Raw genomic sequence first — 26,850 nt, forward strand, 5'->3', positions numbered from 1 at the left:
ATAAAACACCGAATATGGTATATTTAAAAACAGCGTAAATCAATCTTTAACCTGTAGCCATATTTCAGGACTAGACATTTCCCAAAAAATGAAAATTCGAGTTTTAACTATATTATTTTTAGCCTTTTTAAGTTGCAAGAATGCGACTGAAAAGGAAACTGAACAAATCCAAATCGTTACTGATTCGACTGAATTTAAAACTGCAGAAAAACAAATCGAAAAGATTAAACCTGAATTGGAATTTCAAAAAATTTCGGAAACAATAAAAACAAATTTCGGAATTGAAAATCCAAAATTAAAAGAAGTATTTAAGCCTTGGAAAACAGAATATTACAAACTTATAGATTCAACTAAAGTTAAAAGCTTTAAACACTATTCTGAATTTCTAATTATTGAATTTGAAAACCAAACTGACTCTGACATTGAATTTAAGAAAATAAAAACAATAGCAGAAAAATCGCTGAAAGACAAAAAAGAACTATTCGACTACTATGGAATTTTCAGTAAAGGCGGAATTAGTTTTAATAAAGTTGATAAGTGGATTATAGCGCATCTACTTCGTTGTAATATGTACCCTAAAGATTATGATATTGACAAAAAATTCACATCTGAATTAGAAAAATTTGATTCTGAAACAGATTGGATTAGGTCTTATTGTGGTTGGGGAAAAATGGAAATAAAATAAAAAACGTTGTACAACAACGTTTGTACGTCATTTGAGAAATGAAATTCTATAATAAATTAACAGACGGAAAAAAAAGTGCCTTAATAGGAGGAATATTAATTGTGATATTATTTTCTGTTCTTTTTTATGTCTCGGATAATCGAAAAGAAAAATTGGAATCTGACTATGTTTGGACTGAAGCAACAATTACGGATATTGAACTCAATGTTTCTAAAAGTACGATAACGAAAAAACATATTTTTCATTTTGAATATATCTACAACGGAAAAAAATATAAAAAGGTAAGACAAGTTTACCGACCTGAATTATTAAAAATTGGACAAAAATTTAAACTGAAAGTTCACAGAAAAGACCCTGAATTAATTGGATATGAACTGGAAGGAACTTAAAACGAATAAAAAAACGCCGTACAACAACGTGTATAATTAATTGCGGCTGAATTTCCTCTCGGAAATTCAATCTTATTAATTATCTTTCGCTTACGGCGGAAAAACCTCGCAGGTTTTCCCGCAACTAATCATACACAAACACGTTACCACACATTTGACCAAACAATGAGCAGATATTTAATAATGAGCAGATATTTAATATTGACAATAATTCTAACTTTTTTTACAGCTTCTTGCCAAAAGGAAATAGGAAAAGTGGAAAACGTGAAGTTCTTCTACGATAAAGAAAAAACAAAAATTGAAAAAGAAGGAACTGTTCTAAAAGTTGGTGGTTTAGAAACAGGCTATTGGAAATTATATTTCGAAAATGGAAATCTAAAAAGCGAAGGAGATTATCACGGAGGAAGGCAAACTGGAGATTGGAAATTTTATCACGAATCAGGTGAGCTAATGTCAAAAGGAAAAATGATTGAAGGAGCTAAAAATGGATTTTGGGAACAATATTTTACTAATGGGAAAATAGCTTCTCAAGGAAACTACGATAAAGGAAAAGAAACAGGAACTTGGAAATACTATTATGAATCTGGACAGTTAGAACAAGAAACTGATTTTGTTAATGGAGTTCTAAATGGTTTAGTCAAGAATTACTATCCCAATGGACAGCTAATGAATAAAGGAAGTTCTTTAAATGGTGTAAAACACGGATTTATGACAACTTATTGGGAAAATGGCAATGTAGCTGGTCAAAATAATTTTGAGAATGGAGAAATGAAAGGACTATATCGAGAGTATTATAAAAATGGACAGCTATCAGTTGATGGAAATTGGAATATTGATAAACCAATTGGAGAAATGAAAACTTATACAGAAAAAGGAGAACTGAAAGCTGTTTATGTAATTGACAGTATAGGAGAAATAATCGACAAAAAAATATTAATAGAATAAAAACGTGTGGTAACAACGTGTATAGCTCATTGCGGCTGAATTCCTAATCGGAATTCATTGCAATTTTGCTATCTTTGGTTTACGGCGGAAAATCATAGCTGATTTTCCGCAACGAGCCATACACAAAACCGTTGGCAGTAATGTGGAAAAACGAGATAAATTGAAAAAAGTATAAATATGGACAGAAAAGAATTTTTAAGAAACACGGCAATTTTAGGTGGAGCGACAATCCTACCAATGAACAACGTTTTTTCACAAAATGTAACGGAAAACGGAATTGACAGATTAGTGGACAGTAATGGAAATTTCATTCAAAAATCACTTCCATACAATAAAACTTTTTTGGAGCCACATATGGATGAAGAAACCTTACATCTGCACTTTGAATTTCATCACGGTGGAGCAGTAAAAGGGGCAAACACAGATTTGATTAAAATTAAGGAACATCTAAAATCGGGCGATTTAGACCAAGTGGATTTGTGGACCCGAAAGTTAGCTTACCACTTTTCAAGCCACGTGCTTCATTCCATCTTTTGGACGAACTTAACGAATAAAAAAACTGAACCCAAAACTGAACTCTTAAAACAGATAGAAAAGGATTTCGGTTCATTTGACAAACTGAAAAGCTATATCGGGAAAATATCAAAAACTGTAGAAGGAAGCGGTTGGGGTATTTTGGGTTACCAACCTTATTCGGATAGCTTGACATTGTTACAATGCGAAAATCATCAAAAATTAACACAATGGGGAGTTGTTCCGATTTTGGTGATTGATGTTTGGGAACACGCCTATTATTTGAAATACAAAAATAAAAGAGCCGATTTTGTTGATACAGTTCTTGAAATTATCAATTGGGACAATGTAGCTGACCGATTTATGACAGCAAAACGACTGACAAAATAAACACTACTGCCAACAATGGCTATAAGTAATTGCTTGTTCTCGCCTACTTCTGAAAATCCTCACGGATTTTCAGTTTGGTGTGTACTTGCAAAGTTAAGTGCTAAACCACGCAACTACTCATAGCCGGAGCCGTTAGCCTACAATAGCCATCGAGGCACGCAATCAGCCTTTTAAAACCCATTCCAAATACATAATGCAGTTTTCATAACCAGCGATAGCGTCTTTTGTGCCACAAATTTGATTCATATTCATTTTATCATAATCAATACTATCTTCAAGTTCACGGTTGTGTTTTTTTAGTTCATTTATTTTCCCCAAAATTTGTTCTGGTGTTTTCATAATTCAAAGAGGTTTTAAAATTCTAAAAGATTGCTTATTGTAGGCTAACGGGCAACTTATGGCTCTGCATCAGCAATCGTCGGTTAATATTTATTTTGTTCGCTTCTTAATCGAGGGCAACAGATAGCTAACATTTTGTAAAGCTTATAGATGCACAGCTCAATCGGCTTTAACGTGTCTGCTGCGCATCCACAAGCCTTACAAGTTGCCCGTTGTAAATAATTTAAAACAAATATTATGAAAAAAACAAACATTTACTTATTCTTACTTATTAGTCTAACACTTGCATCTTGTTCATCAGACGATGATAATAATGAAAGTATAACTAATGGCTCAATTATTGGTCTTTAGGAAATTGAAAGTGCAACATACAATGGACAATCAATAAACGATACAGAAACAGTATTTTTTAAGAATGACAATACTGTAAGATTTGATTATGTCGGAAATGATTTTGGTAATGCTACTTGGACTAAAAGTGGAACTCAAATTGTTATGGAGTTTGGAGACCCAGAACCATTCGTAGTTGAGATTTTAGAACTTACAGAAACAAGATTAAAATGGCGTGAAGATGACAATGGAGATATACTAATCGAAACGTTTACTAAGCAATAAAATATTAGAGAAGTATATTTGGTGGTTAATCATAATTATTTATTAAGAACATTTAGGTTTATTGGAATGAAATAAAAATATTGACAAAATATTAAATGGTATATAATACGAGAACAGCGAAAAAGATTTTTAAACATAATGGACATTTGAATATGATAATTAAGAGCTAAAGTGGGAAAAACATCAAAATTGGAAAAGCTGAAAGTAAAAAAACTATTTACAACACCGTATATAATTTATTGCTAGTTCTAGCCTACTTACGAAAATCCTCGCGGATTTTCTATTCGGTTTTTATTTGCTAACTTTAGTGCTTAAACACGCAACGTATCATATACAAAACCGTTGTACACAAGCTACCGAATGAAACGAAATCTGATATTAATATTATTGACTTTGACTTTTACAAGTTGTTTTTTTAGCGACTATGAAAGTGAAAAGACCCAATCGTCAACTGGAAATTTTGAAATTTACGCAACCGTAAATCGGACTGACAAAAATGCGGATAATTACGCTGACGTTATCATTCACTTATATGATAAGAAAAATGAAAAACTAACTGAATTGAATACAGGAGCTGGAGATGCAAATAAATGGACAATTGGCTGGACTGAACTAGGAGATACAATTGTACTACAAAGTAGCGATATCGGAAATAAAGCGTGGATTTTACAAAACGACCAACCTACTGAAATAAAAATGACGGATGAATTGAATGAACGTGCTGAATTTCTGAAATCAATAAAATATGAATAAAAGCCAGTGTACAACAACGTGTATAATTAATTGCTTTTTATGTGCTTACTTGCGAAAATTCCTGCGGAATTTTCTCGGGTTCGTAAAAGTTTGCTAAATTAGCTACACAACCACGCAACTAACCATACACAAGACCGTTACCTACAATATTGAAAAAACTGCTTCAAATATTAATTCTGACTTTAATCACAGCTTGTGGTTCAACTAAAAATACGTCTGACCTAATTGCGGACGAAAAATTTGAATTATGCTCTGAAATCAAATATAATCGACTCGTAACGGAATTTGGACCAATTGAAGGAAAACTGATTTATAAACAGAATATTCATAGCTTATTTGAAAATTCACTGATTACCGAAAAATATCTAACTGAAATAAGTAAAAATGGATATTCGGAATTATTAAAAAAAGTAACCCGAAAAGAAATAAAACCAGAATTTTTTGAAAAACTTAAATCGGATTTAGGTTTTGACCCAGATTTGTTATTTCCAGTTAATTCTGATTTATCCTGTTATGGCTATTTAATCGAACAATTAAATATTCTAGACAAATCAAGTTGGCAATATGAATTTTGTTTAGCTCATAACAAATATGAGGCTTATGGAAATTTAAAAACTGATAGTCAATATCTGATTGATGTGCTGAATAAAATTCCAGATGATAAATTTAAATTAATAATGTATCGGAAATTATTCTTGGATATAATATATAGGACTCTGAATTAAAAATACTGTAGGTAACAACGGCTATAATTCATTGCGGCTGAATTCCTAATCGGAATTCAACGCAATTTTACTATCTTTCGGCTACGGCGGAAAGAATCCTGCGGATTTTTCCGCAACGAAATCATAGCCAAAACCGTTATAGCCAATGCTTAAAAACAAACTTGATCTAATGCTGTAGACAACTTTGATACAACTGCATAAAAAATTAATTGGCACTAAATTTAATTGTCATGGAGAAAATAACAGATTATAAATATGCTCTTGATGAATCATCAATTGTTGCTATTACTGACCAGAAGGGAGTCATCAAATATGTAAATGATAATTTCTGCAATATATCGAAGTATAGTGCTGAAGAACTAATCGGACAAGACCATCGGATTATAAATTCAGGGTATCATTCAAAAGAGTTTATCAAAGAGCTTTGGACAACTATTGCCAATGGAAAAGTATGGAAAGGTGAACTAAAAAACAAAGCGAAAGATGGTACTGCTTATTGGGTTGACACCACTATTGTACCTTTCTTAAATACGGATAAAAAACCTTATCAATATGTTGCCATTCGATCAGACATAACAGATAGAAAAAAGGGAGAAGAAGACCTTAAAAATACCTTAAAAGAAATTTCGGACTATAAGTATGCTCTTGACGAATCGGCGATTGTGGCAATTACCGACCAAAAAGGAATCATTACCCACGTAAATAATAACTTTTGTAAAATATCAAAATATTCCACCAAAGAATTAATTGGACAGGATCATCGTATTATAAATTCGGGACATCACTCGAAAGAGTTTATTAAAGAACTTTGGACCACTATTGCCAATGGGAAAGTATGGAAAGGCGAACTAAAAAACAAAGCAAAAGATGGGACTGATTATTGGGTGGATACCACTATTGTTCCTTTTTTAAATACGGATAAAAAACCTTACCAGTACGTTGCCATAAGGTCTGACATTACGGAACGAAAAAAAGGTGAAGATCTCATCAAAAAAAGCAACCAAAAAGCGATTGAACATGCCCATATATTGGAACTCAAAAATGCACAACTTGTTGACTTCTGTAATATTGTTTCCCATAATTTAAGAGCACCATTGATAAACATATCCATGCTAGTTGATTATATAGAACAATGCCAAGATGAGATTGAACGTAAAGAAGTACTGGTAAAAATAAAACCAGTTATAAATCATTTAATGGAAGTTTTTAATGAATTAGTGGAATCGATACAAATAAAGCAAGACACCGAAATAAAAGCCGATCGGATAATTTTAAAAGATTGTTTAGATAAAGTTTTGAGAGGGTTTGAAACCCAAATTAAAGAATATGAGGCGGATATTCAACTAGATTTAAATAACGCTCCTATAATCTATTTTCCTCAAAAATACATCGAAAGCATTCTTACAAATTTAATAAGTAATTCTCTTAAATATAAATCCCCAAAAAGGAAGCCTATAATTACAATAAAAACTAAAAAAGAAGTAAATAATGTAGTAGTATTATCGGTAACTGATAATGGATTGGGGATTGACTTAGTATTACATAAGGATCAAATTTTCAAAATTCGTAAAACATTTCACAAACATCCTGATGCAAAAGGATTTGGTTTGTTTATGACAAAAACCCAAGTTGAAGCTATGAATGGAAAAATTTGGGCTGATAGCCAGCCAGAAAAGGGCAGTACTTTTTTTATAGAATTTAAAAACCAAAATGTATGACCACAATAAAAACCCTTACACTCGTTGATGACGATGACATTTTCGTTTTCCTAACAACAAAAATAATTGAACAAACTAATCTTGTTGACCTAATAAAGGTTTTCGGAAATGGTTTAGACGCTATAAATTTTTTGAAAGAAAATAAAAACAATGTTGACGCATTACCTGAAATTATACTGTTAGACCTTAGTATGCCAATAATGAACGGTTGGCAGTTTCTTGAGAAATACAATAAACTTAATCCAACAATAGGAAAAAAAATTACAATTTATATATGTTCCTCATCTATTTCGCCTGACGATATTACACGCGCCAAGACTATTAGCGAGGTTTCTGATTATATTATTAAACCTATTACAAAGGACAAATTGATAGATTTGATAAAAAAACTATAAAAAGACGAATGACAAAAAAGCACTGGCTATAACAATGTATAAAATTAATTGCTAGTTCTAGCCTACTTACGAAAGTCCTCGCGGACTTTCTATCTGTGATTTATTTGCTAACTTCAGTGCCTAAACCACGCAACTAATCTTATACAAACACGTTAGCAACAATATGAACGAAACGAACAACATAGAAAAAATTAAGACTGAATTGATTAATTCGTGTGTGAATTACAACACAAAATCATTCATTCCTTTTCTAATGTCAAAAAACGTTCTGACTGCAATGCCAAATAAAACAAGATTTTACAGTTTTTTTAAATATATGGTTAGTTGTACAAAACAATGTTCTGAAGGACAACTAACATTCAAAATAGAACACGAGAAAAGAACAAATAATCGAAAAAAATATTATTTAAATTTTTACGACAAAATTCATAAACATTCTCGTTTATCAATCGAAGTTAGAGAGACGAAAGAAAATATTTATTTCGACACCTTACCTTTTTAAAATATTAAACCTAAAAATGAAAAAAGATTACAGAGTTTTAGAAATAAGAGAGGCTGAATTGAAAACAGACGGAACAAAAATTATCGTATTTAAATTATCAGAAGTTGAATATAGCAAATACAAATCCATGACTGGACAAATCTACTATGATTTCGGATTAGACGGTAGTGATTTTGCCTTTGACTACAAAGCTCATTCGGAACTTATAGACGACATAGTTTATTCGGCTCAAAATGAGGAAATTGTTTCTTTAGATTTAGCAGATTTTAATTTAAGAAAAGAAACAAAAAATGGAATTAAAAATGATACTTATTATCATAAATCATTGAAAATAGAATAAAAATACTGTTGCCAACACCGTATATAAAAAATTGCTGGTGTTTGGCTGTAACAAAGGAGGTTGCACGTTTGCTACATCTGATTTTCCTACGGAAAATCCTCGCTGGCAAACACGCAACTTTCCATATACAAAACCGTTGGCTGTAATGTAAAACGACATTCCCGAAAACAAAGAAAATGACCCAATCTGAACTTATAATTTTAAATTTTACAGAAATAAGGAGAAGAAGTATAAAACTTTGGAATGGACTACCTGAGAAATATTATAATTGGAAACCTGACGAAAAAGCAATGAGTGCGTCAGAAATGATAAGACACGTTTTGGAGGCTGATTATGGATGGAATCTTATTATTAATCAAGGTGATATGACAAATTATAAAACACCTTGGGAAAACCGAGCATTTATTAGCCTTACTGATGAACTTGAATTTGCCGAACCTTATAGAAAAACATTTATAGAAAGTATTGAACATTTTTCGGATAAGGAATTAAACGAAACCGAAATCGTTCACCCTGGAAATGGAGACAAGAAAATCCTTGCAAAATATTTGTTACGGATTGGATATCACGAATCAGTTCACGCAGGACAATTTCTGTCGTATTTAAGAGCAATGAAAATTGATAGACCAAACATATGGGATTGAAAAAAACACTACAGCCAACAATGTATAACCGCAATTTGCTTACGCCTGTTCGCTACGCTCGGGTCAGCGGATTCGACTACGTCCGAATCCACTCGGAGTTGGCTACGCCGAACCTAAAGGTTTGCTAACGTCTGTGCTTAACCGAAAAATTTGCGTACTTTAACCCGTAACTGACGGTTATACGAGACCGTAGCCATATACGAAAATCGACTAAAAAACGTTATTTTTGAACTGTGTTAAGTCGAATAAGAAATAGCGTATTTACGAAAATCCTATGGGGAATTATTGGGTTATATCTGTTAAACATAAGTATTGATCCGGCTGACCCAAACCCTGAACATATTCCTGAAGATTTAACTTTCAATGACCAAGAAAGTATAATTGAAATAGTTCTTGAAAAAGTATTGGGTTATGAAGATGCTATTAAAGAATATGATGATTATGATACTGAAGACCACAATACAAAAACAAATGTTAAAATTGATTTAGCAACGCATTACATAGTTAACAATAATCTAAATCAATCATTCGTTGAAATAAAAAAGCACAAATTTCCAGAGCATAAGATTAATTTAACAAAAGGCTTTCAAAAGCTCGATATTCCACCACCCAAGGTTTGATTTGTTTTACGAATAGACTAATCCCTGCCTATTAAATAGGTGTGGGATAATATCATAATGCTTAAAAAACAAATCAAAAAATGTATTTAAAAAAATTATTAATGCTAATAATACTATTAGCATCTTCAACATATTCAATTGCCCAAATTACAAAGGCTGAAAAGGACAGTATTTATATCCAACAAGTAGAAGACCATAAAGAACCTGACAAAGTTTTACATGCTGAACCACTTTACATTGATCTTATACGCGATTTGGGAGCAAGAAAAGGAGAGAAAGAATGGAACCTAGGTTTAGGCTTGACTGACAATTTAAGATTTGATGCTTATGAAGCATTAATTGAATATGAATGGGCACCTATTAACAGGTTGGGTTTTGAAGTGGAATTACCTTTTACTTTTTATTCCCCTCAAAGTGGAGTAAGCCGAGATTCAGTTCCTTCAAACAGCTTAAATAGTATTAAAATAGCAACTCAATGGTCATTCTTTGTTCGTGAAGCAATGGCAACATCAATGGCAATTGGATATATAAATGAGTTTGAGCTTTCAGATTTTAGTAATTTTGGAAGTCCTTTTATTAAAGGAAATATCTATAACCCTTTTTTAGTTGTTGCAAAACGTTGGGGAAACAACTTTCATTCATTGATTTATACAGGTCCAATGATTGAACAGAATTTCATTACCAATAAATTTCATACAACTTATGATATTAACACAAGTTTTCATTATATGATAACAGGTACAAGAAACTTCATTGGTATGGAATTTAACAAGACTCTTGACAACGAAGACTTCTATATGACAATACGACCACAAATGCGTGTAGGTGTAACCAACAACTTATTGATTGGTATTGTAGCAGGAATTCCTGTTAGTAGAGAAAATGAAAGGTTTAGTTCTTTTGTAAGACTCATTTGGGAGCCGAAACATAAGCATAAATAAAAATACGGTTACCAACAATGTATGTAAAAAATAGCGGTTTAGGTGTGAATTTGAACCGCTATTACCTTTAATATGAGTATATTGCTTTCCGAAAAGCTAGTGCTTAAAATCCGCTACTTTCCATACACAAAACCGTTACCCACAATTTGAGAAAACTATATTACATACTTATAATTTTGGCTTTAACTTGATGTACTTCGGTAAAAAAAGCACAATCAAATTATGATGTGACTCAAATTAAAAGTAATGAGTTAATAATATTTAATGGTACATATCAGAACAAATGTGAGAAATGCAAAGCAGAAATTTATTCACTTTGGTCATCCATAGATTATAGGTCAGAAAAACTCGAAGATTGGGAGGATTTGATTGTTAAGATAAAAGTTACCAATAATTTAAACTTAAAGGCAGAACTCTTTCGAAACGGGAAGATAATTGACAAACGAATTCTTAAAGGTAAAGTCTCGGGTAATTATTTTCAGCTTAAAAGACAGTGGAAAACGGATTTTAAATTTGTTGTTTTATGGTTTTTAGGCGATAGTTCGGTCAAACTGGCTATGAATGAGAAAAAAGAATTAGTAGTTTTAAGGGAAAGTAGTGGAGTTGCATTATTAGTTGCTTTTCCTGTATTTGGTGCTGACTCACGGTTAATTGAAACTAACTATAAACGTGTGGAATAAGCTGTTGGTAACAACATGTATAATTAATTGCATCTAATTTTCCTCCCGCTGAACTATCGCCAGTTTTATTTAATAAATTAATAACTAATCAACTCAACTACTCATAGCCGAGACTTATATAAACAGCTAAATCAAAAAAGTAGATGAATAATACTTCAATTTTAGAATCTAAATTAAAAAGACATAAAATTTCCTACTCAAATGAAAATGGAAAAATAATTATTGGGAAATCAAAGACCGATTTTACAACACTAATCGGACTTGTTATTCTTCCAATACTAGCTGGGCTTGGAATTTGTTTGTTTATACTTATTAATAATATAGAATTACGTGGTAAAATTATTGCTGGGATTATATTATTGTTTAGTACAGGATTTTTTAGCTATTCTAGATTAAGTGCAAAAAAACAGTCAAATGACAACTTAAAAACACTTGAACATAAAGTGATAAAAATAAAAAACGATTTTGGCGAATACATTTTTGACTCAAAAAGCATAAAGGATTTTGAATATTCTGCCGAACAGATTGACGAAGACTCCTATGAGGGAACTCTTTTCTTAATAGACAAAGACGAAAGGAAACATCAAATCCTAGGATTTGACGATGAGAATGAAAAATATGTCCTTAATGATTTAAAATGGTTCTCGGAATATTTAATCAATCATGTAGAATTGACAATAACTGTTGCGAACAATGATTATAAGTAATTGTTTATTCTTGCCAAATTTTCTTTAAGCTCAAATCGTCACTTCTTAAAATTTAGTAATACCAACATTAGAGGTTTGCTAAAGTATAGTTTACTACTCTTATCCGATAACGTTATACCAAAAAAAGCTCTTTAAACATAGCTGTTTTTGTTACCGGAGAGAATCATTTTTTATTATCAAAATTTTGCTTCTTTTCAATGATTTGGAGCTCTTTGTTCCTTTTTTATCTTACCGTTTGCAGTTTTATTAACAATAAAATGAGAAATTTTTATTATATTCAGTAGGGGTTTTAAAATTTGTTTTGGTTTGTTTATCTGAAATTAATGTATTGATATTCAATTTAATGTGTAAATTAAGGTTATGGGTAGTCTCAAATCAAAAATTAAAAGAAAGTACATTCAATTTGGTATTGCAGCTGTAGTACTATTTGTTGTTGTGTTTTCAATTATTCTTAGTCAGATTCTTGATCAGAATAATGATGCATTTTTAATAAATAAGTCTGGAAAACAGCGTATGCTCAGCCAGAATATAGCAAAAGTTGTTTATGCTATTAATGCAGAGTCCACCTTTTCTGAAAGACAAAACTCTATTAATCAACTGAAATTGTTGGCCTCAGAGATAGAGGCATCTCACCACTATTTGTACACAAAATTTAAAGAAGATAAGTATAGAAATGATAGGTTAGATTCCTTATTTAATGTGCTTACTGCATATCTAGATAAAATTTTGGCTTCATGCGAAAGTGTGATAGACTCAGAAAATTCAGAAAATCTTAAAAAAGGATTAAGCGCTATAGTAGAGGCAGAAGCACCATATTTAATAACTATGGATGCTATTGTTGATGAGTATCAGAGTATAGCAGAGGGCAATACGCAAAGGCTGAAAATTCACTTTTATATATTGTCTTTGCTCTCTTTTTTATTGTTGTTTGGCGGTTTTTTCTATCTCTTTAAACCAACGGTGAGACAATTGATACGAAAAAACGAAGATTTAGTTTTGGCAAATTCTGAGCTAGAAACATCTAAGTCTAAGATTAAGAAAAACTTATCTGACCTAGAGACTTTAAAGCAAGAGTTAGAAGCATCTAACCATTATAATAGAATTTTTATAGAGCAAGCACCACCATCTTTAGCCATGCTAGATAAAGACATGCGCTACATTGCAGTATCAAAAAAATGGAAGACTGATTATAAAATGGAAGGTGTTGATATTATTGGTCGTTCTCATTATGATATTTTTCCAGAGATAGGCGAGGATTGGAAAGAAAGACACAGAGCTTGCCTAAATGGAGCTACAGATGTCTGCGATGAAGCCTCGTTTGTAAGATTAGATGGTACAACTCAATGGATTTTTTGGGATGTTAGACCATGGTACAATGAGGTGGGTGAGATTGGAGGTTTGCTCATGTACACAGGAGATATTACGCATCTAAAAGAACAACGAGAAGCTAAAATAAGGGCAGAAGAGATATTAGATAGTACAACTAAGGTTGCCAGAATAGGAACCTGGGAACTAGACTTAAAAACCGATGAATATACACTAAGTAATATAACTAAGGAAATTTTGAAATTTCCGATTGGTTATGAAGTAAAAGGTAATGATAGTCTTTTATTTTATAAAGAAGGAGCGAGCAGAGATAGAATTATTAAGCATGTAAATGAACTTATAAAAACGGGAAAACCTTTTGATATTGAAGTTGAGGTTGTTGATTTTCAAGGAAACACTATTTGGGTAAGAGATATAGGCCAAGCCGAGTTTTCTGGTAATGAGTGTGTAAAGATCTTTGGTATTTTTCAAGATATTTCTGATGTTAAACAATCTGAAGCAGAGCTTTTGCGAAAAAATCAATTATTGAGTTTTGCAGAGAAGATTTCTTTAATGGGAAATTGGCAATGGGATGTTGTAAACAATACTGTTAAGTGGTCTTCTAATCTTTATAGAATCTTTGGGTTAGACGAGAGCGAAATGAACCTTACTTACGAAACGTATTTTAATTTTGTGCATCCTAACGACAAAAAAAAGGTTACAGGATTTGTAGAAAAGTCTATAGCAGAGAAAAAATTTCCTAATAATTTTATTCATCGTATTGTTACATCTACAGGCGAGGTTAAGACCGTTCATTTATTGGGTGAAGTATTTGAGGAAGAAGGAGCGGTTGTTGAGCTGATTGGTACCTGCCAAGATGTAACTGAGCAACGCTTGGCCGAAATAAAATTTAGAGGTTTATTAGAGTCTGCACCAGATGCTATGGTTATAATAAACCATAAAGGCAATATACACTTAATAAATAAGCAGGCCGAGTACTTATTTGGCTACACTGTAGAAGAGTTAGTAGATAAACCTATAGAAACACTTATACCTAACAAGATTATGGATGAGTTTATAAAGTATAGAGACGGCTTTTTTAAAGACCCTAAGTCTATTAGAATGGCAGACAAAAAAGAGCTTATAGGTATTAATAAAAAGGGAGGAGAGTTTCCTGTTCAGATTAGCTTAAGTCCTTTACAAACCGAAGAAGGTTTGCTGGTTTCTGCTGCTATAAGAGACGTCACAAAACAAAAACGATCTGAGCAAAAAATTATAAACACTAATGAAAGTTTACAGATATTAACCAAAAAACTTAAACGACAGAATACACAATTAGCCGATTTTGCCCATATAACATCGCATAACTTAAGAGCACCAGTAAGTAATCTTAATTCGCTTTTAGATATCTATCAAAATTCTGATGATGCAGAAGAAAGAGTGGCAATTTTTCAAAAATTAGAAAAAGTAATAAGCCACCTTACACTAACATTAAATACGCTAGTAGAGGCTATAAAAGTTAAAAATGAGGATGTTAACAAAGAGGATGTGTATTTTAATGAAACACTAAACAAAACCAAAGAGTTACTTACAGCTCAGATATCTGAGACAGAAGCAGTAATAACATCAGATTTCTCTGCAGTAAATAAAGTGGCTTATAACAAAATATACTTTGAAAGTATTTTTCTTAATTTAATCGAAAATGCAATAAAATATAAGTCAAAAGAAAGAAAACCTCAAATACATTTAGTATCTTCAATAAACGAAGGAAAAATAGTATTAAAGGTGTCTGATAACGGATTGGGTATAGATCTTAAACGACACGGACACAAACTATTTGGGCTAAACAAAGTCTTTCATAGGCATCCAGATGCTAAAGGAGTAGGACTGTTTATGACTAAGCTTCATGTAGAATCTATGGGAGGTACCATTAAGGCAGAAAGCAATGTTAATGTTGGTACTACATTTATAATTAATTTTAACTAAAAAAAGCAATGAACAGTTATTTTAAAGTATGTATTGTAGATGATGATGAAATTTACCAATACACCGTTGTAAAGGCTCTCGAAACTATAGGTCTTAAAGAGAAGATACAAGTCTTTTCTGATGGAGATGAGGCATTTACCTTTCTCTTAGATAACATTGATAATCCTGAAGCATTACCAGACGTTATATTATTGGATATTAATATGCCAATAATGGATGGTTTTCAGTTTATGGAAGAGTATGTAAAAATAAAACCCAAGGTTGGAAAGAAAATAGTTATTTATATGGTATCTTCATCTGTTGATTCTGTTGATATAGAACGCGCTAAAAGCATAAGCGAGATTTCAGATTATATTATAAAGCCAATAAAACCAGGCGAACTTAGAAGAATTATTAATGAACTTTACGAAGAAGGTAAGTTATAGTGTTGTTTGTAGACTACCTATACATAACATATTTTTATACTATAACTAATGAGTTTTTTTAGCAAAATTTTTGACACAAAATCTTCACAAAATAAAGAAGAAAAAATATTACCCTGGATTCCGCTAACTTCCACTGATGAGCTAGATCATATAGTCGAGCGCTCTAAAACTAAAACGCAACTTATTTTTAAACACTCTACACGTTGCGGTATTAGTCGCATGGTAATGAACCAGTTTGTAGCTAGTTACAATCTAGATCTTAATACAGATTTGTATTACCTAGACTTATTGAGCTACAGAGAGGTCTCTAACGAGGTTGGTTATAAATTTCAAGTACTACACGAGTCACCACAACTTCTGGTGATAAAAAATGGAGTAGTGGTAGCACATGCTAGCCATGGAGCTATTAATGATATGGATTTGGTAAAGTTTATTTAAAACTACGTAAGGTTACGTATTGATTTGTTGGGATAAAAAGGTGTACTTTGTTCATTGATTAGATATAGTTCATTGAAACGGAACTGTATCATTACTTTAGCAAACATTAAACCCAAATATTAACAAATGAAACAATTTTACACTTTTTTGAATTTAGCAGCTTTAATGCTTATTATCCCTTCACTTTCTAATGCTCAAACCACTTTATACTTCAATGATTTTGAAGGAACTGATTTTGATACATATCAACTATACAATGCATCTGGGAGTTCAGTCAACTTTATGACTGTAGCAGCAGATTATATAACTAGAGCTATACCTTCTAGCTTACCTCTGGGAAACGCCACTTCAGGATTTTCTGGAAATGTGATTGCATTAGAGGATTACGATGGAGCTGGCTTTTCAGCTGAGGATCATTATATCCAAACAAATCCAATAGATATTACTGGAGCTAGTGGTTTAGCTTTTGAATTTCGTCTAGCTGCACCTAGAGGAAACGATGGAAATAGGTATGAAACTAATGATATATTGCAAGTACAAATATCTATTGACGGTGGAGCATATCAAACGATAATAAGTTGTGGTGGTGGAACAGATACCCGTTTTTATTACGATTCAGGTTCAGATGGTATTAACATTGATGGTAATGATATATTAGTTGACCAAAATTCTCAAATAATTTCAAGTTCAATTTCAAGTACAGGAAATTCTATGTCTGTTAGAATTCTTTTTAATTCTTTAGGTTCTCAAGAGGAAATGCTTTTTGATGATATAAAAGTTAGCGCTACAAATGTATTAGGATTAAATGATCTTAATTATGATACTAAAATTAAAGTATTTCCAAACCCATCAAAAGAATTTATTCAAATTTCAAATTTAGATTCAAAAGAGCCATATACCATTTTTGGAGTTCTTGGAAATGAAATTAAAAAAGGAATTATTTCTGAAAATGAACAAATTGATATTAGCAATTTTACAAATGGAATGTATTTCTTGAAATTTGAAAATGGAAATACAATTAAATTTATAAAAGAATAAAAAAACGTTTGCAAACAATGGTGATAGGTAATTTGCTTGTTCTTGCCCACTTCTGAAAATCTTTGAGGATTTTCAGCTTAGTGTGTACTTGCAAACTTAAGTGCTAAACCATGCAACTACTCATAGCCGAGAACGATAAGCGTAATCAATAAAAAAACCTCTCAAATTTTGAGAGGTTTTTTATTACTAACTATTCAAACGATACGAACTGATAATGTTTTTTAGTTTCAGTTTTAGGTCTTCACCAGAGTCGTAAACCATTTGCTCATCACTTGGGAAATTAACTTGTCTTTGTCTTAATAAGTTAACATCGTCTCTGTTAAGTGCTCTTCTATCTCCTTTAAAACGTCCAAAAACATTTTCAAACGTAAATCCGCTATCTATAGTAAAGGCATCAATAACCTGGTTTTGTTTTAAGTCTTTATAGACCACATCTGCAATAACCTGTGAGGATTTGGTTTGTAACACTTCAAAAAATCTCGCTCTAACATTTACAATCTTATCCACTTTAATATCGTTGCCTAAGCTGTCTTTGGCTACATTACCGTTGTCATCCAAAAGGTATTCCCAACCATCAACAATTTGCTTTTCTCTTAATAACTGTCTTTCGTTAACACGCTCTGGAGATATGTTGATACGCTTTAATTGTAGCTCCATAGCAAAGTCATAGTCTATGGTGTTGTCTGCGATAGCGTGGTATGTTGTCCAGAATTGATTAAGACCATAGGTGTTAAAATCTAAAAGTTCAGCTTCTAAACGCTGTGGTATTATTTGGTGCGTTTCGTTTAAAATAGACACCTGTACATAGTCCATACCTTTAAAGTGTGCTTCTTGCATTAAGTCTCTAACATCTTCAAAATTTAGGTTAATGCTATCTACGTAATCAAAAAGGCTATAGGCTTCACGTGCGTTGAATTTGTCTTCAGTATCTAGCAAATCCAAGCCTTTATCCATTAAATAGTCTGAGGTTTTGTATCTGTACTCAACCAATGCGTTGCTATAATCGTTAAAACTAAAGCTAATAGTTTTACCATTTATTTTTAGAGGCATTACATGTTTTATAGCATTTTGTCTAGCTTCTAAATCGGCATAGCTTTCATAGATAGTTTTGTATAACTCAGGATTGCCATCTTTTTTTAGATGTTCAATTTGTGCCAAATCTTCCATTAAGACTTTATCATAAGCTTCTTTTAGCATGATTACATAGTCTTGCTTACGCTTTTTGTCTTTGTTGTTTTCTAATTTTCTTAGCGCTTCAGAAATGGCTTGGTCATAATTACCATGGCTGATAGCTTCTTCAATTTGTTTTTTGGCACTACAAGATACGAGTACCGAAACAAGGACTGTAAATAGTAAAAATCGTTTCATAATCTTGTATTTTATTGGTTATACAAAGTATAAACCAATGTTCGTGCCAAAAAAATAAAGCGCTAATTAATAGCGCTTTATGGTAATGTGTATGTGATTAAATCTTACTTTTCTTTTTAGGATTAAAAACAGGAAGTAACTGTGTTTTTACTTGACCAAAACCAATGCGAACATCATCATTTTCGCAATAGCCTCTCATTACCACAGTGTCGTAATCGTTGATGAATTTGCGCTCAGTACCATCCTTTAATTTCACAGGCTTAGTCCCTTTCCATGTTAACTCTAGCATAGAACCGTAAGAGTCTTCTGTTGGTCCAGAGATGGTACCACTACCCATCATATCTCCAGCATTTACAGGACAACCATTAACAGTATGATGTGCTAATTGCTGAGCCATATTCCAGTACATGTGCTTAAAGTTGGTTTTACAAACCGTAGTTTCTTTTCCGCCTTGAGGAATAATTCCGGCTTCTAAATGAATATCAAAACTGTGTTTTCCTTTAGTTTTTAAATACGGAAGCGGTTCTGGATCTTGCTTAGGACTTGCCACTCTAAAAGGCTCTAAGGCATCTAGCGTTACAATCCAAGGCGACATAGATGATGCAAAATTCTTAGCCAAGAAAGGTCCTAATGGTACGTATTCCCACTTTTGAATATCTCTTGCAGACCAATCGTTAAAAACAACCAATCCAAAGATGTATTCTTCAGCTTCTTCAATAGGAATAGGCTCTCCAAGATCATTAGCATCTGTAGTAATAAATGCCATTTCTAATTCAAAATCTACCAGTTTACTAGGACCAAAAACAGGTTTGTCTGCACCTTCTGGCATTGTTTGCCCTTGTGGTCTGTGTATTGGTATATGTGTAGTAACGATAGAAGAACTACGACCATGGTAACCAACCGGAATATGCAACCAGTTTGGTAAAAGAGCATTGTCTGGATCTCTAAACATGGTACCTACATTTGTTGCATGCTCTTTACTAGAATAAAAATCTGTGTAATCGCCAACAAGCACAGGCATTTGCATTTCAATCTCGTCTAGTCTGAAACAAATAATCTCTTTGTGCTTAGTATTGTTTTTTAATTCATCATTATTAGAATCAAAAATTTCAGCAACTCTGTTTCTAACAGCGCGCCAGGTTTTACGACCATCAGCGATAAAATCGTTTAATGAATCTTGAAGGAAAATATCGTCAGTTAAAGGAATTCCTTCAAAATACCCTAACTGATGTAATGCACCAAGGTCTATTGCTGTATCACCTATACGTGTCCCTATAGTAATAATGTCTTCTCTGGTTAAAAACACACCAAAAGGAATATTCTGAATAGGGAAGTCTGAGTATTTATTAACGTATAACCACGATGTTCTATTTGGGTCGTTGGCTGAAATTGGCATAATATATTTGTTGATTAAATGTTCATTATTTTCTATTCAAACCTACATAATTTTTGATATTAAAACTAATGTATTGCTTATTTTTGTTTTGTTTTAACAAAGACTTTATTTATGCAACGCGACGAACAAATTTTTGAACTTATACAGGCTGAAAAAGAACGCCAAACAGAAGGTATAGAACTTATTGCCTCAGAGAATTTTGTAAGCAACCAGGTTATGGAAGCTGCAGGTTCTGTATTAACAAACAAGTATGCTGAAGGCTATCCAGGTAAGCGTTACTATGGTGGTTGTGAGGTTGTAGATGAAGTTGAGCAAATTGCTATAGATAGAGCTAAAACGTTGTTTGGTGCTGCTTATGCAAATGTTCAGCCTCATTCTGGAAGCCAGGCTAACACTGCTGTTTTTCATGCGTGTTTAAAACCAGGTGATACTATTTTAGGTTTCGATTTATCTCATGGAGGTCATTTAACACATGGTTCTCCGGTTAATTTTTCAGGAAAATTATACAGACCTACATTTTATGGTGTAAAGAAAGATACAGGCTACATAGATTATGATATGTTGGCAGATCAAGCACAAAAAGAACAACCAAAACTTATTATAGCTGGTGCTTCGGCATATTCTAGAGATATAGATTTTGCAAAGTTTAGAGAGGTTGCCGACAGTGTTGGTGCTGTGCTTTTAGCAGATATTTCGCATCCTGCTGGTTTAATAGCAAAGGGTATTCTTAACGACCCAATGCCACATTGCCACGTGGTAACTACAACGACGCACAAAACATTACGTGGTCCTAGAGGAGGTATGATAATGATGGGAGAAAATATCGATAATCCATTTGGTATTACTTTAAAGAATGGTAAGCTTCGTAAGATGTCTGGTTTATTAGACTCTGGTGTGTTCCCAGGAAATCAAGGTGGACCTTTAGAGCATATTATAGCAGCTAAGGCGATTGCTTTTGGAGAAGCGCTTACAGACGAGTTTTTACATTATATGCTACAAGTTAAAAAGAATGCTGATGCTATGGCACAAGCTTTTGTGGCTAAAGATTATAATTTAATTTCTGGTGGAACTGATAACCACATGATGCTTATAGATCTTAGAAATAAAAACATTACCGGTAAAGATGCTGAAAACGCTCTAGTAAAAGCAGACATAACAGTAAATAAAAACATGGTACCGTTTGATACAGAATCTCCTTTTGTGACTTCTGGTATTAGAGTAGGCACACCAGCCATTACTACAAGAGGTTTAAAAGAAACTGATATGGCTTATGTTGTGGATTTAATTGATGAGGTTATCAATAATTTTGAAAATGAAACGGTACTAGAAGGTGTTGCTGAAAAAGTAAATGAACTTATGGGAGGCAGACCTTTATTTAATGCTTAATTAAAAAAGATTCTGAAACAAGTTCAGAATGACAATTATAAGAAAGCCTTTCAATTATCTTGAAAGGCTTTTTGTTTTTTACAATTTTGAAAGCAATTCATTTAGCGTTTCAAAATCTTTTCTTTTGTAATTCGTGCCATCCCTTTTATTAATGTAGTTGATGACATCTTTTTTTGGTCCTGAAGACCAAAAGTTATTGATGCTTATTAACTCATTGTCCTCTAAAACATAAACGTCGTTCATTGTTTTATTGTCAAACGGTTGTTCTAAAAGGTCGTAAATAGCATTAGCATCATCTTTTTTGTACAGCTCTCTGTAAAATTTGTTACTGTTTTCAAACTTTATAAACTCTGACTTATAAAGTTCATCATTTTCACTGCCAAACAGCGTAATAGAGGCTATATCTTCATTGCTGATATAGGCATATCCTTTATCTGTTTGTAGTATGGTTTCGTAATCTTCCTTGTTGTTGTGATTAATACTGATGTTACCTGTAAGAACTTCATTATTTTCTAAAATTAGCTTACCCTCAAAGAAAGAGATGTCTTCACTAAGATTTTGAATAGTAATAAAGTTAATGAGGTTGAGGTCGTTAGATTGTGCCTTAGTTTTAGAGACAAAGCATAAGAATAAAAGTACGACTAGACTTTTTTTAATGATTTTTGATTTCATAACTTAATTCGTTTAATGATTAATAATTGATTCTTTAAATGAATCAATTATTGTACCACAACAGAATAAAGGTTATTTATTAATCATTATCTTCAAAAATTACACTTTCATAAGCGCCAGAATCTGAATCTGCACTACGAGAAGTTCCCAAAATATCAGCAAATGTGCTAAATGTTGAATCTGCAAGTCCATTAGCACCAGAATCTTCACCTATACGCATTAGGTTTTCAAAAGGATTCTCAAAATCCGGATCTACATTACGGATAATACCTTCGTAACGTGTTGCATCGCTAAACACATAATTTCCGGTGCCTTCCAAATTAGAGTTGTTGAATCTTATAAGGCAGTTGGTAAATTTAAAGGTAAAGTCATCTCCTTCATTTTCTAATAGTAATTCAGGATTGTCGTTACCGTAAATGATACAGTTTGTAAACTCAGCTTGGGTAGTGTTAGTAAAAACTGTGTTGTTTTCTCCTACTGTATAATCGTTAAGTAGAAGTGAAGGGTATTGTCTAAAACTGCTATTCCAGTAATTGGCAATGGTACAGTGTGTAAAATTATATTTTCCACCCAAAGTGCCAGCAAAGGACGATTGACCAGAGTTATTAATCACTAGGTTTTCTGCTGTGATAGAGGTGGCTCTTCCCAATAAACCAAAAGCACTAGAATTATAGATTTGAGAGTTTGAAATACTTAATTTATCATTTGTGTCGTTCTGTCCAAATTCTGATAATACACCAATGGTTGCATTTTTAATAGTTGCATAATTAATAGTATTGTTTTCGCTACCATCAAATAACCAAATGGTTCCCCATTGACCAGGTACATCTTCAAAAAGCGGTTCTAATCTATCTCCTTCGAGAATGACTTCATTTTCTAAAGCCTCTTGATCTGTGCTAAGTTCTCCATTGATATTTAGTGTTCCTCCTTCGGTAACAATAATACCAGAATCGGCATGAAAATGTACACGAGCACCAGGTTCCATTGTTAAGGTTTGTCCTGCGCCAACACCAGCATAACCATAAATTACATAAGGTTTTTCATTGGTAAATGTAAGCTCGTCGTTCTCTAAATAGCGACCTTGTAGTGTGGTTTCGTCAGGTGTGCCATCACCATCAACATCAAAAGTTAGTGTTTCAATAATACCTGTATCTTCATCTCTGTTGGCATAGATAAACACAGCATCTTTTACCAAAGTTACCAAGTCAACATCTTGCTGGTTATTTCCAGAATCGAATAGTATTTTATCTGTGTATAAGAACTGATTTTCTAAAGTAGATAGCGTTGAAATGTCAATGGTAGTTTCTATAAAAATGAATAAACTATCATTAGCTAAAAGCTCTACATTTTCAAAGAATTTTCCTTGCTGTGCACCTTCTAATCCTGTGGTGCCATCTACGTTCATTCGGTAGAAAGAGTTGACACCATTTTCTAATTGAATGGTTGGTATTACAATATCTTCATCACTTCGGTTATATACTTTTAGGTTATATGTACTAGAGCCAATGTTTGTAAATACAGTATCCAGGTAAACCGTGTCTTTTGCAAATTCTAAATTTCCTGTGCTTGGAGAGAATTCAAAATCTTTACGGCAAGAACTCCAGAATAACAAAACAATAAAACAAATAAGGAAGGATAACAATCGCTTCATAAGAGATAAATATAATTTGGCTTAAAAATATAACTTTTGAAGTTATGATTTAGTATGCAGTGGTATAAATTATAGTATAGCAGTGACACTGAGCTTGTCGAAGTAAGGCAGAAATCTTCTGTTTAAAAATGGAAAGATTCCGTATCAAGTACGGATGACAATGATTAGTCTTTTGTCGTAGCTTCTTCACCATATTCATCAAGAAGAATAAGAAATAACTGGCTGTTAACTACCAATTTTTCTAAAAGCTGCATTTTGTTTTCGTCCTTTAATAATTCTTTTCTAATACCTTTCTCGGCACAATAATCGATAAAAAGGTTGATTTTGTTTTCAGGAATTTTTAAATCTAAAGTAAATAGCTCTTTATTAAAAAAATCATTTGTTGCAAAAAATGATTCTAATTCTTGATAGTCTACTGGAATTTTGTTTTTTATATTTTCATTTTTCCGTTTTCTAAAAAGTTTTGAAATGCCTTTATAAAGTAATTTAAGATCTAAAGTAGGCATTAAATTATCTCCACTTTTTACCAATGGTTTCTTTGATAGGTTTTTTTGTTCAGTTTTTATGGTAGAGTAATAAGATATAGAGTCAAACTTATTCTTCTTTTCATTATTGATTTTAACTTCATTTAACTCACTGACTATTTCACCGACTTCAAAAACAGTTAGGTCTTCAAAATGAGATTGTTTAACAACCACCTCTAAAGGATGGTAAAAAATGGATTGAAAAGAGAGTGTGTCGTTGACTTTGGCTTCTATACTAAAGTTTCCGTCTTTATTAGTAAAGGTAAGGATATTTTGGGTTTTGTTGATGATTTTCATATCCTTAACCACATTTTTAGTATCAAAAACCTTTCCTTTAATGGTTTGTGCTAAACTAAGATTGTGGTAAAAAAACAAGGCCGTAATGATAATAAAATAGCGCATAGGTAATATTTAATCTTTATTTACGGTTTCTTCACCATATTCATCAAGAAGGATGAGAAATAACTGGCTGTTAACTACCAATTTTTCTAAAAGTTGCATTTTGTTTTCATCCTTTAATAATTCTGAACTTATGCCTTTAGCAGAACAAAAATCGTAGAAGAGTTTGGCTTTATCCTCTGGTATTTTGAGGTTTTCAGTGACAAGTTGTTTGTTGAAAAACGAACTTTCCGAAAATAGAGAATCCATTTGTTTGTATGTAACAGGATGATAAACTGGTGCTTTGTGTTTGTTTTTCTTTTTGAAGAGTTTCACAACCTGATCTATTAGATAAATAAAGTCAACACCATATTGTGCATTTGGCGGTTGGTATAAGCCTGGATTGCGTTTTATGTCTTCCTTAATAAGGTTTTGAAGGTTTTGGTTGTAAGTTTCCTCTTCAAAAACAGGTTGCTCAGGTTCGGATTGAATTTCTACTTCATCAAGTTCACTTACAATTTCCTCAACTTCAAAAACATTAATATCATCAAAATGCGATTGCTTTAGTACAACTTCTAATGGATGGTAAAAAATGGATTGAAACGAGATGGTGTCATTGACTTTGGCTTCAATACTGAAGTCTCCATCTTTATTTGTTACTGTTAGGATATTCTGGGTTTTATTGATGACTTTCATATCCTTAACAACCGTCTTAGTGTCGTAAACTTTACCAGACAAGGTTTGCGCAGATAAGTTATAATAGAAAGACAAAAAGAGCAAAAAGGTCAGTAAAAAACGCATTATTGATTGATTAGTGCTTTAAAGAAACACTTTATCAGCTAAACCGAAGTTAAGATTAAAAAAACTTTAACCTAAAGAAATGTTAATCAAATAGTTTGGCAACCTCTGTAGGGATTCTCGCAGGCTTTTTGGTTGCTGTATTCATAAAACACCACTTTGTTTCAGATGTAACTATGAGCTTATCATTAGTGTTATTAGTGATTTCTACATGACGAATAGAGGTGAGGCCTTCTGATTTTGAAACAAAGGTTTTTACAGTTAACTCATCTCCTAATAAAGCTTCACCTTTATACTGAATATTATGACTTAGCATTACCCAGAAGTAGTTGTCTAAAATGGTTTTAGGTGCATTTTTTAACCAATGTGCTTCCGCAATATCTTGTACCCATTGCACATAACGCACGTTGTTAACGTGGTTGAGTTGGTCTAAGTCGTCTTTAGAAACAGTGATGGTTTTTTCAAAAGTTTGCAAAGTATGCTTATTGCTTTTTAATTTTTACTTCAAAAAGTTTGTCCCAGTTTTTTCCTGTTACAAAAATAGTTTTGCGCTCAGGATGGTAAGCAATACCATTTAAAACATCTAGCTCGTTGTGTTGTGTTACTAATTTTCTAAGAGGAGTAAAATTAATAACACCTTCTACACCTCCTGTTTTAGGATTAATAATAACCACACCATTTTTTTGATAAATGTTGGCAAATATTTTACCATCAATCCATTCCAGCTCATTTAATGCTGGAATTTTCCCTTTTTCAGTATAGACTTCAATATGATGCCCTTCAGTAAGATTATCAGGATTAAGAATCCAGATTTTTTCGGTACCATCAGATTTATACAGTTGTTTACCATCGTTACAAATTCCCCAACCTTCTTGGCTTGTACCGTAATTGAAAGTTTTTAATTTTTCAAACGTGTTTACGTCGTATACAAAACCACGTTTTGCTCTCCATGTAAGTTGGTATATTTTTTCGTCTAAAATTGTTAAACCTTCTCCAAAAAAATTGTCATCAAGGTTTACGTTATTTAGAACCTCTCCTGTTTCAAAATTTACTTTTCTAAGTTTAGACTCCTTGTATTGTCCTGTGCTTTCGTACAATTCTCCATTATGAAATTCTAGTCCTTGCGTGTAAGACGTGATGTCGTGTGGATAGGTATTTACAATTTCATAACTGTAAACAGGCGTAATTATATTGTTATAGATGGTTATGGTTTTGCTTACAGTCTCAGTGTTATCATCGTAATTTATTGTAGCAACCAAAGATTTCTCGCCTAGAGTAATATTGTCTAACACTTCATTTTTAGTGATAGATTTTCCGTCTAGCTGGTAGCTTACATTTGTAATGTTTAATTTCTTAGGATTATTGATTGTAAGGTTTAATGTATCGCCCAGTAATAACGATTTGGTATTAAGATCAATAGATAAGCCTGTTTGGTTAGCAGTATTTTTTTCACCACAGTTAATAAAAACTAGGCTTAAACAAAAGATAATGAGGTATTTGGAAAGGTGCATGTTCTGTTTTTAAATTTTAAGCAAGTTATTAAATAAAATTCAGTTTAAAAATCATTGCGAAAGTATTAAAAGA

Annotated in this window: 29 protein-coding genes; 20 read left to right on the forward strand and 9 right to left on the reverse strand. The window is 32.5% G+C overall.

The window, feature by feature from the left end; translation table 11 throughout:
- Nucleotides 1-88: 88 nt before the first annotated feature.
- The 4 genes from P7122_RS05555 (at nt 89) to P7122_RS05570 (ending at nt 2,922) form a co-directional block, all read left to right on the forward strand.
- On the forward strand, nt 89-685 hold the full coding sequence (locus P7122_RS05555; protein WP_278004790.1) for a hypothetical protein: 597 nt from the start codon (nt 89-91) through the stop codon (nt 683-685).
- Between the two features lie 38 nt (nt 686-723).
- The gene (locus P7122_RS05560) at nt 724-1,074 is read left to right on the forward strand and encodes a hypothetical protein (protein WP_278004791.1); all 351 of its coding nucleotides are present in this window, start codon (nt 724-726) and stop codon (nt 1,072-1,074) included.
- A 165-nt stretch (nt 1,075-1,239) separates the two neighbouring features.
- Entirely contained in the window at nt 1,240-2,019 is a 780-nt protein-coding gene (locus tag P7122_RS05565) for a toxin-antitoxin system YwqK family antitoxin (RefSeq protein ID WP_278004792.1), read from the forward strand.
- Nucleotides 2,020-2,196: 177 nt separating this feature from the next.
- Nucleotides 2,197-2,922 (forward strand): superoxide dismutase, encoded by a 726-nt coding sequence (locus tag P7122_RS05570; RefSeq protein ID WP_009780324.1) that lies wholly within the window; start codon nt 2,197-2,199, stop codon nt 2,920-2,922.
- A 162-nt stretch (nt 2,923-3,084) separates the two neighbouring features.
- On the opposite strand, the gene P7122_RS05575 is transcribed toward P7122_RS05570, so the two are convergent.
- Nucleotides 3,085-3,261 carry a hypothetical protein gene (locus P7122_RS05575; RefSeq protein ID WP_278004793.1) on the reverse strand — a complete coding sequence of 59 codons (177 nt, stop codon included), beginning with the start codon at nt 3,259-3,261 and terminating at the stop codon, nt 3,085-3,087.
- 354 nt (nt 3,262-3,615) lie between these two features.
- Here P7122_RS05575 and P7122_RS05580 point away from each other — a divergent pair, with 354 nt between their 5' ends.
- The 15 genes from P7122_RS05580 (at nt 3,616) to P7122_RS05650 (ending at nt 17,093) form a co-directional block, all read left to right on the forward strand.
- Nucleotides 3,616-3,876, forward strand: a complete 261-nt coding sequence (locus P7122_RS05580; RefSeq protein ID WP_278005236.1) for a lipocalin family protein — start codon at nt 3,616-3,618, stop codon at nt 3,874-3,876.
- A gap of 360 nt (nt 3,877-4,236) precedes the next feature.
- Nucleotides 4,237-4,629 carry a hypothetical protein gene (locus tag P7122_RS05585; protein ID WP_278004794.1) on the forward strand — a complete coding sequence of 131 codons (393 nt, stop codon included), beginning with the start codon at nt 4,237-4,239 and terminating at the stop codon, nt 4,627-4,629.
- 149 nt (nt 4,630-4,778) lie between these two features.
- Nucleotides 4,779-5,354, forward strand: a complete 576-nt coding sequence (locus tag P7122_RS05590; protein WP_278004795.1) for a hypothetical protein — start codon at nt 4,779-4,781, stop codon at nt 5,352-5,354.
- Between the two features lie 230 nt (nt 5,355-5,584).
- A complete protein-coding gene (locus P7122_RS05595; RefSeq protein ID WP_278004796.1) occupies nt 5,585-7,072 on the forward strand; it encodes a PAS domain-containing sensor histidine kinase in 1,488 nt (495 codons plus the stop codon).
- On the forward strand, nt 7,069-7,467 hold the full coding sequence (locus tag P7122_RS05600; RefSeq protein ID WP_278004797.1) for a response regulator: 399 nt from the start codon (nt 7,069-7,071) through the stop codon (nt 7,465-7,467). The genes P7122_RS05595 and P7122_RS05600 overlap by 4 nt, the downstream gene beginning before the upstream one ends.
- Nucleotides 7,468-7,985: 518 nt before the next feature.
- Entirely contained in the window at nt 7,986-8,309 is a 324-nt protein-coding gene (locus P7122_RS05605) for a hypothetical protein (RefSeq protein ID WP_278004798.1), read from the forward strand.
- Nucleotides 8,310-8,485: 176 nt separating this feature from the next.
- Nucleotides 8,486-8,953, forward strand: a complete 468-nt coding sequence (locus P7122_RS05610; RefSeq protein ID WP_272856472.1) for a DinB family protein — start codon at nt 8,486-8,488, stop codon at nt 8,951-8,953.
- A 233-nt stretch (nt 8,954-9,186) separates the two neighbouring features.
- Nucleotides 9,187-9,573, forward strand: coding sequence for a hypothetical protein (locus P7122_RS05615; protein ID WP_278004799.1), 387 nt, complete (start codon nt 9,187-9,189; stop codon nt 9,571-9,573).
- A gap of 80 nt (nt 9,574-9,653) precedes the next feature.
- Entirely contained in the window at nt 9,654-10,514 is an 861-nt protein-coding gene (locus P7122_RS05620; RefSeq protein WP_278004800.1) for an HAEPLYID family protein, read from the forward strand.
- Between the two features lie 227 nt (nt 10,515-10,741).
- Nucleotides 10,742-11,194, forward strand: coding sequence for a hypothetical protein (locus tag P7122_RS05625; protein WP_278004801.1), 453 nt, complete (start codon nt 10,742-10,744; stop codon nt 11,192-11,194).
- A 143-nt stretch (nt 11,195-11,337) separates the two neighbouring features.
- The gene (locus tag P7122_RS05630) at nt 11,338-11,901 is read left to right on the forward strand and encodes a hypothetical protein (protein ID WP_278004802.1); all 564 of its coding nucleotides are present in this window, start codon (nt 11,338-11,340) and stop codon (nt 11,899-11,901) included.
- 360 nt (nt 11,902-12,261) lie between these two features.
- On the forward strand, nt 12,262-15,192 hold the full coding sequence (locus P7122_RS05635; RefSeq protein WP_278004803.1) for a PAS domain S-box protein: 2,931 nt from the start codon (nt 12,262-12,264) through the stop codon (nt 15,190-15,192).
- An 8-nt stretch (nt 15,193-15,200) separates the two neighbouring features.
- Complete coding sequence (locus P7122_RS05640; RefSeq protein ID WP_278004804.1) at nt 15,201-15,617, forward strand: response regulator; 417 nt, start codon at nt 15,201-15,203, stop codon at nt 15,615-15,617.
- Nucleotides 15,618-15,665: 48 nt separating this feature from the next.
- Complete coding sequence (gene ytxJ / locus P7122_RS05645; RefSeq protein WP_278004805.1) at nt 15,666-16,055, forward strand: bacillithiol system redox-active protein YtxJ; 390 nt, start codon at nt 15,666-15,668, stop codon at nt 16,053-16,055.
- 126 nt (nt 16,056-16,181) lie between these two features.
- Entirely contained in the window at nt 16,182-17,093 is a 912-nt protein-coding gene (locus P7122_RS05650; protein ID WP_278004806.1) for a T9SS type A sorting domain-containing protein, read from the forward strand.
- Between the two features lie 186 nt (nt 17,094-17,279).
- Here the strand turns inward: P7122_RS05650 and P7122_RS05655 are convergent, their stop codons facing one another.
- Complete coding sequence (locus P7122_RS05655) at nt 17,280-18,461, reverse strand: hypothetical protein (protein WP_278004807.1); 1,182 nt, start codon at nt 18,459-18,461, stop codon at nt 17,280-17,282.
- A gap of 97 nt (nt 18,462-18,558) precedes the next feature.
- Nucleotides 18,559-19,857: a fumarylacetoacetase gene (gene fahA, locus P7122_RS05660; protein ID WP_278004808.1), complete on the reverse strand. Its 1,299-nt coding sequence runs from the start codon at nt 19,855-19,857 to the stop codon at nt 18,559-18,561.
- A gap of 111 nt (nt 19,858-19,968) precedes the next feature.
- Here fahA and glyA point away from each other — a divergent pair, with 111 nt between their 5' ends.
- The gene (gene glyA / locus P7122_RS05665; RefSeq protein ID WP_278004809.1) at nt 19,969-21,243 is read left to right on the forward strand and encodes a serine hydroxymethyltransferase; all 1,275 of its coding nucleotides are present in this window, start codon (nt 19,969-19,971) and stop codon (nt 21,241-21,243) included.
- A 78-nt stretch (nt 21,244-21,321) separates the two neighbouring features.
- Here glyA and P7122_RS05670 read toward each other — a convergent pair whose 3' ends face one another.
- The 6 genes from P7122_RS05670 to P7122_RS05695 form a co-directional block, all read right to left on the reverse strand.
- The gene (locus P7122_RS05670) at nt 21,322-21,915 is read right to left on the reverse strand and encodes a hypothetical protein (RefSeq protein ID WP_278004810.1); all 594 of its coding nucleotides are present in this window, start codon (nt 21,913-21,915) and stop codon (nt 21,322-21,324) included.
- Between the two features lie 79 nt (nt 21,916-21,994).
- Nucleotides 21,995-23,566: a hypothetical protein gene (locus P7122_RS05675; RefSeq protein WP_278004811.1), complete on the reverse strand. Its 1,572-nt coding sequence runs from the start codon at nt 23,564-23,566 to the stop codon at nt 21,995-21,997.
- A 164-nt stretch (nt 23,567-23,730) separates the two neighbouring features.
- A complete protein-coding gene (locus P7122_RS05680) occupies nt 23,731-24,492 on the reverse strand; it encodes a BamP family beta-assembly machinery protein (protein WP_278004812.1) in 762 nt (253 codons plus the stop codon).
- A gap of 9 nt (nt 24,493-24,501) precedes the next feature.
- The gene (locus P7122_RS05685) at nt 24,502-25,269 is read right to left on the reverse strand and encodes a BamP family beta-assembly machinery protein (RefSeq protein WP_278004813.1); all 768 of its coding nucleotides are present in this window, start codon (nt 25,267-25,269) and stop codon (nt 24,502-24,504) included.
- 82 nt (nt 25,270-25,351) lie between these two features.
- Nucleotides 25,352-25,741: an acyl-CoA thioesterase gene (locus tag P7122_RS05690; protein ID WP_278004814.1), complete on the reverse strand. Its 390-nt coding sequence runs from the start codon at nt 25,739-25,741 to the stop codon at nt 25,352-25,354.
- 7 nt (nt 25,742-25,748) lie between these two features.
- Nucleotides 25,749-26,777: a glutaminyl-peptide cyclotransferase gene (locus tag P7122_RS05695; protein WP_278004815.1), complete on the reverse strand. Its 1,029-nt coding sequence runs from the start codon at nt 26,775-26,777 to the stop codon at nt 25,749-25,751.
- Nucleotides 26,778-26,850 lie beyond the last annotated feature (73 nt).

This window comes from Winogradskyella marincola (assembly GCF_029624125.1).
Taxonomy (GTDB): Bacteria; Bacteroidota; Bacteroidia; order Flavobacteriales; family Flavobacteriaceae; genus Winogradskyella; species Winogradskyella marincola.

What these genes read in the sequence shown, in the direction of transcription:
- P7122_RS05555 (WP_278004790.1), top strand. Translation starts at nt 89, where the DNA reads ATGAAAATTCGAGTTTTAACTATATTATTTTTAGCCTTTTTAAGTTGC.
- P7122_RS05560 (WP_278004791.1), top strand. Translation starts at nt 724, where the DNA reads ATGAAATTCTATAATAAATTAACAGACGGAAAAAAAAGTGCCTTAATA.
- P7122_RS05565 (WP_278004792.1), top strand. Translation starts at nt 1,240, where the DNA reads ATGAGCAGATATTTAATAATGAGCAGATATTTAATATTGACAATAATT.
- P7122_RS05570 (WP_009780324.1), top strand. Translation starts at nt 2,197, where the DNA reads ATGGACAGAAAAGAATTTTTAAGAAACACGGCAATTTTAGGTGGAGCG.
- P7122_RS05575 (WP_278004793.1), bottom strand. Translation starts at nt 3,261, where the DNA reads ATGAAAACACCAGAACAAATTTTGGGGAAAATAAATGAACTAAAAAAA.
- P7122_RS05585 (WP_278004794.1), top strand. Translation starts at nt 4,237, where the DNA reads ATGAAACGAAATCTGATATTAATATTATTGACTTTGACTTTTACAAGT.
- P7122_RS05595 (WP_278004796.1), top strand. Translation starts at nt 5,585, where the DNA reads ATGGAGAAAATAACAGATTATAAATATGCTCTTGATGAATCATCAATT.
- P7122_RS05600 (WP_278004797.1), top strand. Translation starts at nt 7,069, where the DNA reads ATGACCACAATAAAAACCCTTACACTCGTTGATGACGATGACATTTTC.
- P7122_RS05605 (WP_278004798.1), top strand. Translation starts at nt 7,986, where the DNA reads ATGAAAAAAGATTACAGAGTTTTAGAAATAAGAGAGGCTGAATTGAAA.
- P7122_RS05610 (WP_272856472.1), top strand. Translation starts at nt 8,486, where the DNA reads ATGACCCAATCTGAACTTATAATTTTAAATTTTACAGAAATAAGGAGA.
- P7122_RS05620 (WP_278004800.1), top strand. Translation starts at nt 9,654, where the DNA reads ATGTATTTAAAAAAATTATTAATGCTAATAATACTATTAGCATCTTCA.
- P7122_RS05630 (WP_278004802.1), top strand. Translation starts at nt 11,338, where the DNA reads ATGAATAATACTTCAATTTTAGAATCTAAATTAAAAAGACATAAAATT.
- P7122_RS05635 (WP_278004803.1), top strand. Translation starts at nt 12,262, where the DNA reads ATGGGTAGTCTCAAATCAAAAATTAAAAGAAAGTACATTCAATTTGGT.
- P7122_RS05640 (WP_278004804.1), top strand. Translation starts at nt 15,201, where the DNA reads ATGAACAGTTATTTTAAAGTATGTATTGTAGATGATGATGAAATTTAC.
- ytxJ (WP_278004805.1), top strand. Translation starts at nt 15,666, where the DNA reads ATGAGTTTTTTTAGCAAAATTTTTGACACAAAATCTTCACAAAATAAA.
- P7122_RS05650 (WP_278004806.1), top strand. Translation starts at nt 16,182, where the DNA reads ATGAAACAATTTTACACTTTTTTGAATTTAGCAGCTTTAATGCTTATT.
- P7122_RS05655 (WP_278004807.1), bottom strand. Translation starts at nt 18,461, where the DNA reads ATGAAACGATTTTTACTATTTACAGTCCTTGTTTCGGTACTCGTATCT.
- fahA (WP_278004808.1), bottom strand. Translation starts at nt 19,857, where the DNA reads ATGCCAATTTCAGCCAACGACCCAAATAGAACATCGTGGTTATACGTT.
- glyA (WP_278004809.1), top strand. Translation starts at nt 19,969, where the DNA reads ATGCAACGCGACGAACAAATTTTTGAACTTATACAGGCTGAAAAAGAA.
- P7122_RS05670 (WP_278004810.1), bottom strand. Translation starts at nt 21,915, where the DNA reads ATGAAATCAAAAATCATTAAAAAAAGTCTAGTCGTACTTTTATTCTTA.
- P7122_RS05675 (WP_278004811.1), bottom strand. Translation starts at nt 23,566, where the DNA reads ATGAAGCGATTGTTATCCTTCCTTATTTGTTTTATTGTTTTGTTATTC.
- P7122_RS05680 (WP_278004812.1), bottom strand. Translation starts at nt 24,492, where the DNA reads ATGCGCTATTTTATTATCATTACGGCCTTGTTTTTTTACCACAATCTT.
- P7122_RS05685 (WP_278004813.1), bottom strand. Translation starts at nt 25,269, where the DNA reads ATGCGTTTTTTACTGACCTTTTTGCTCTTTTTGTCTTTCTATTATAAC.
- P7122_RS05695 (WP_278004815.1), bottom strand. Translation starts at nt 26,777, where the DNA reads ATGCACCTTTCCAAATACCTCATTATCTTTTGTTTAAGCCTAGTTTTT.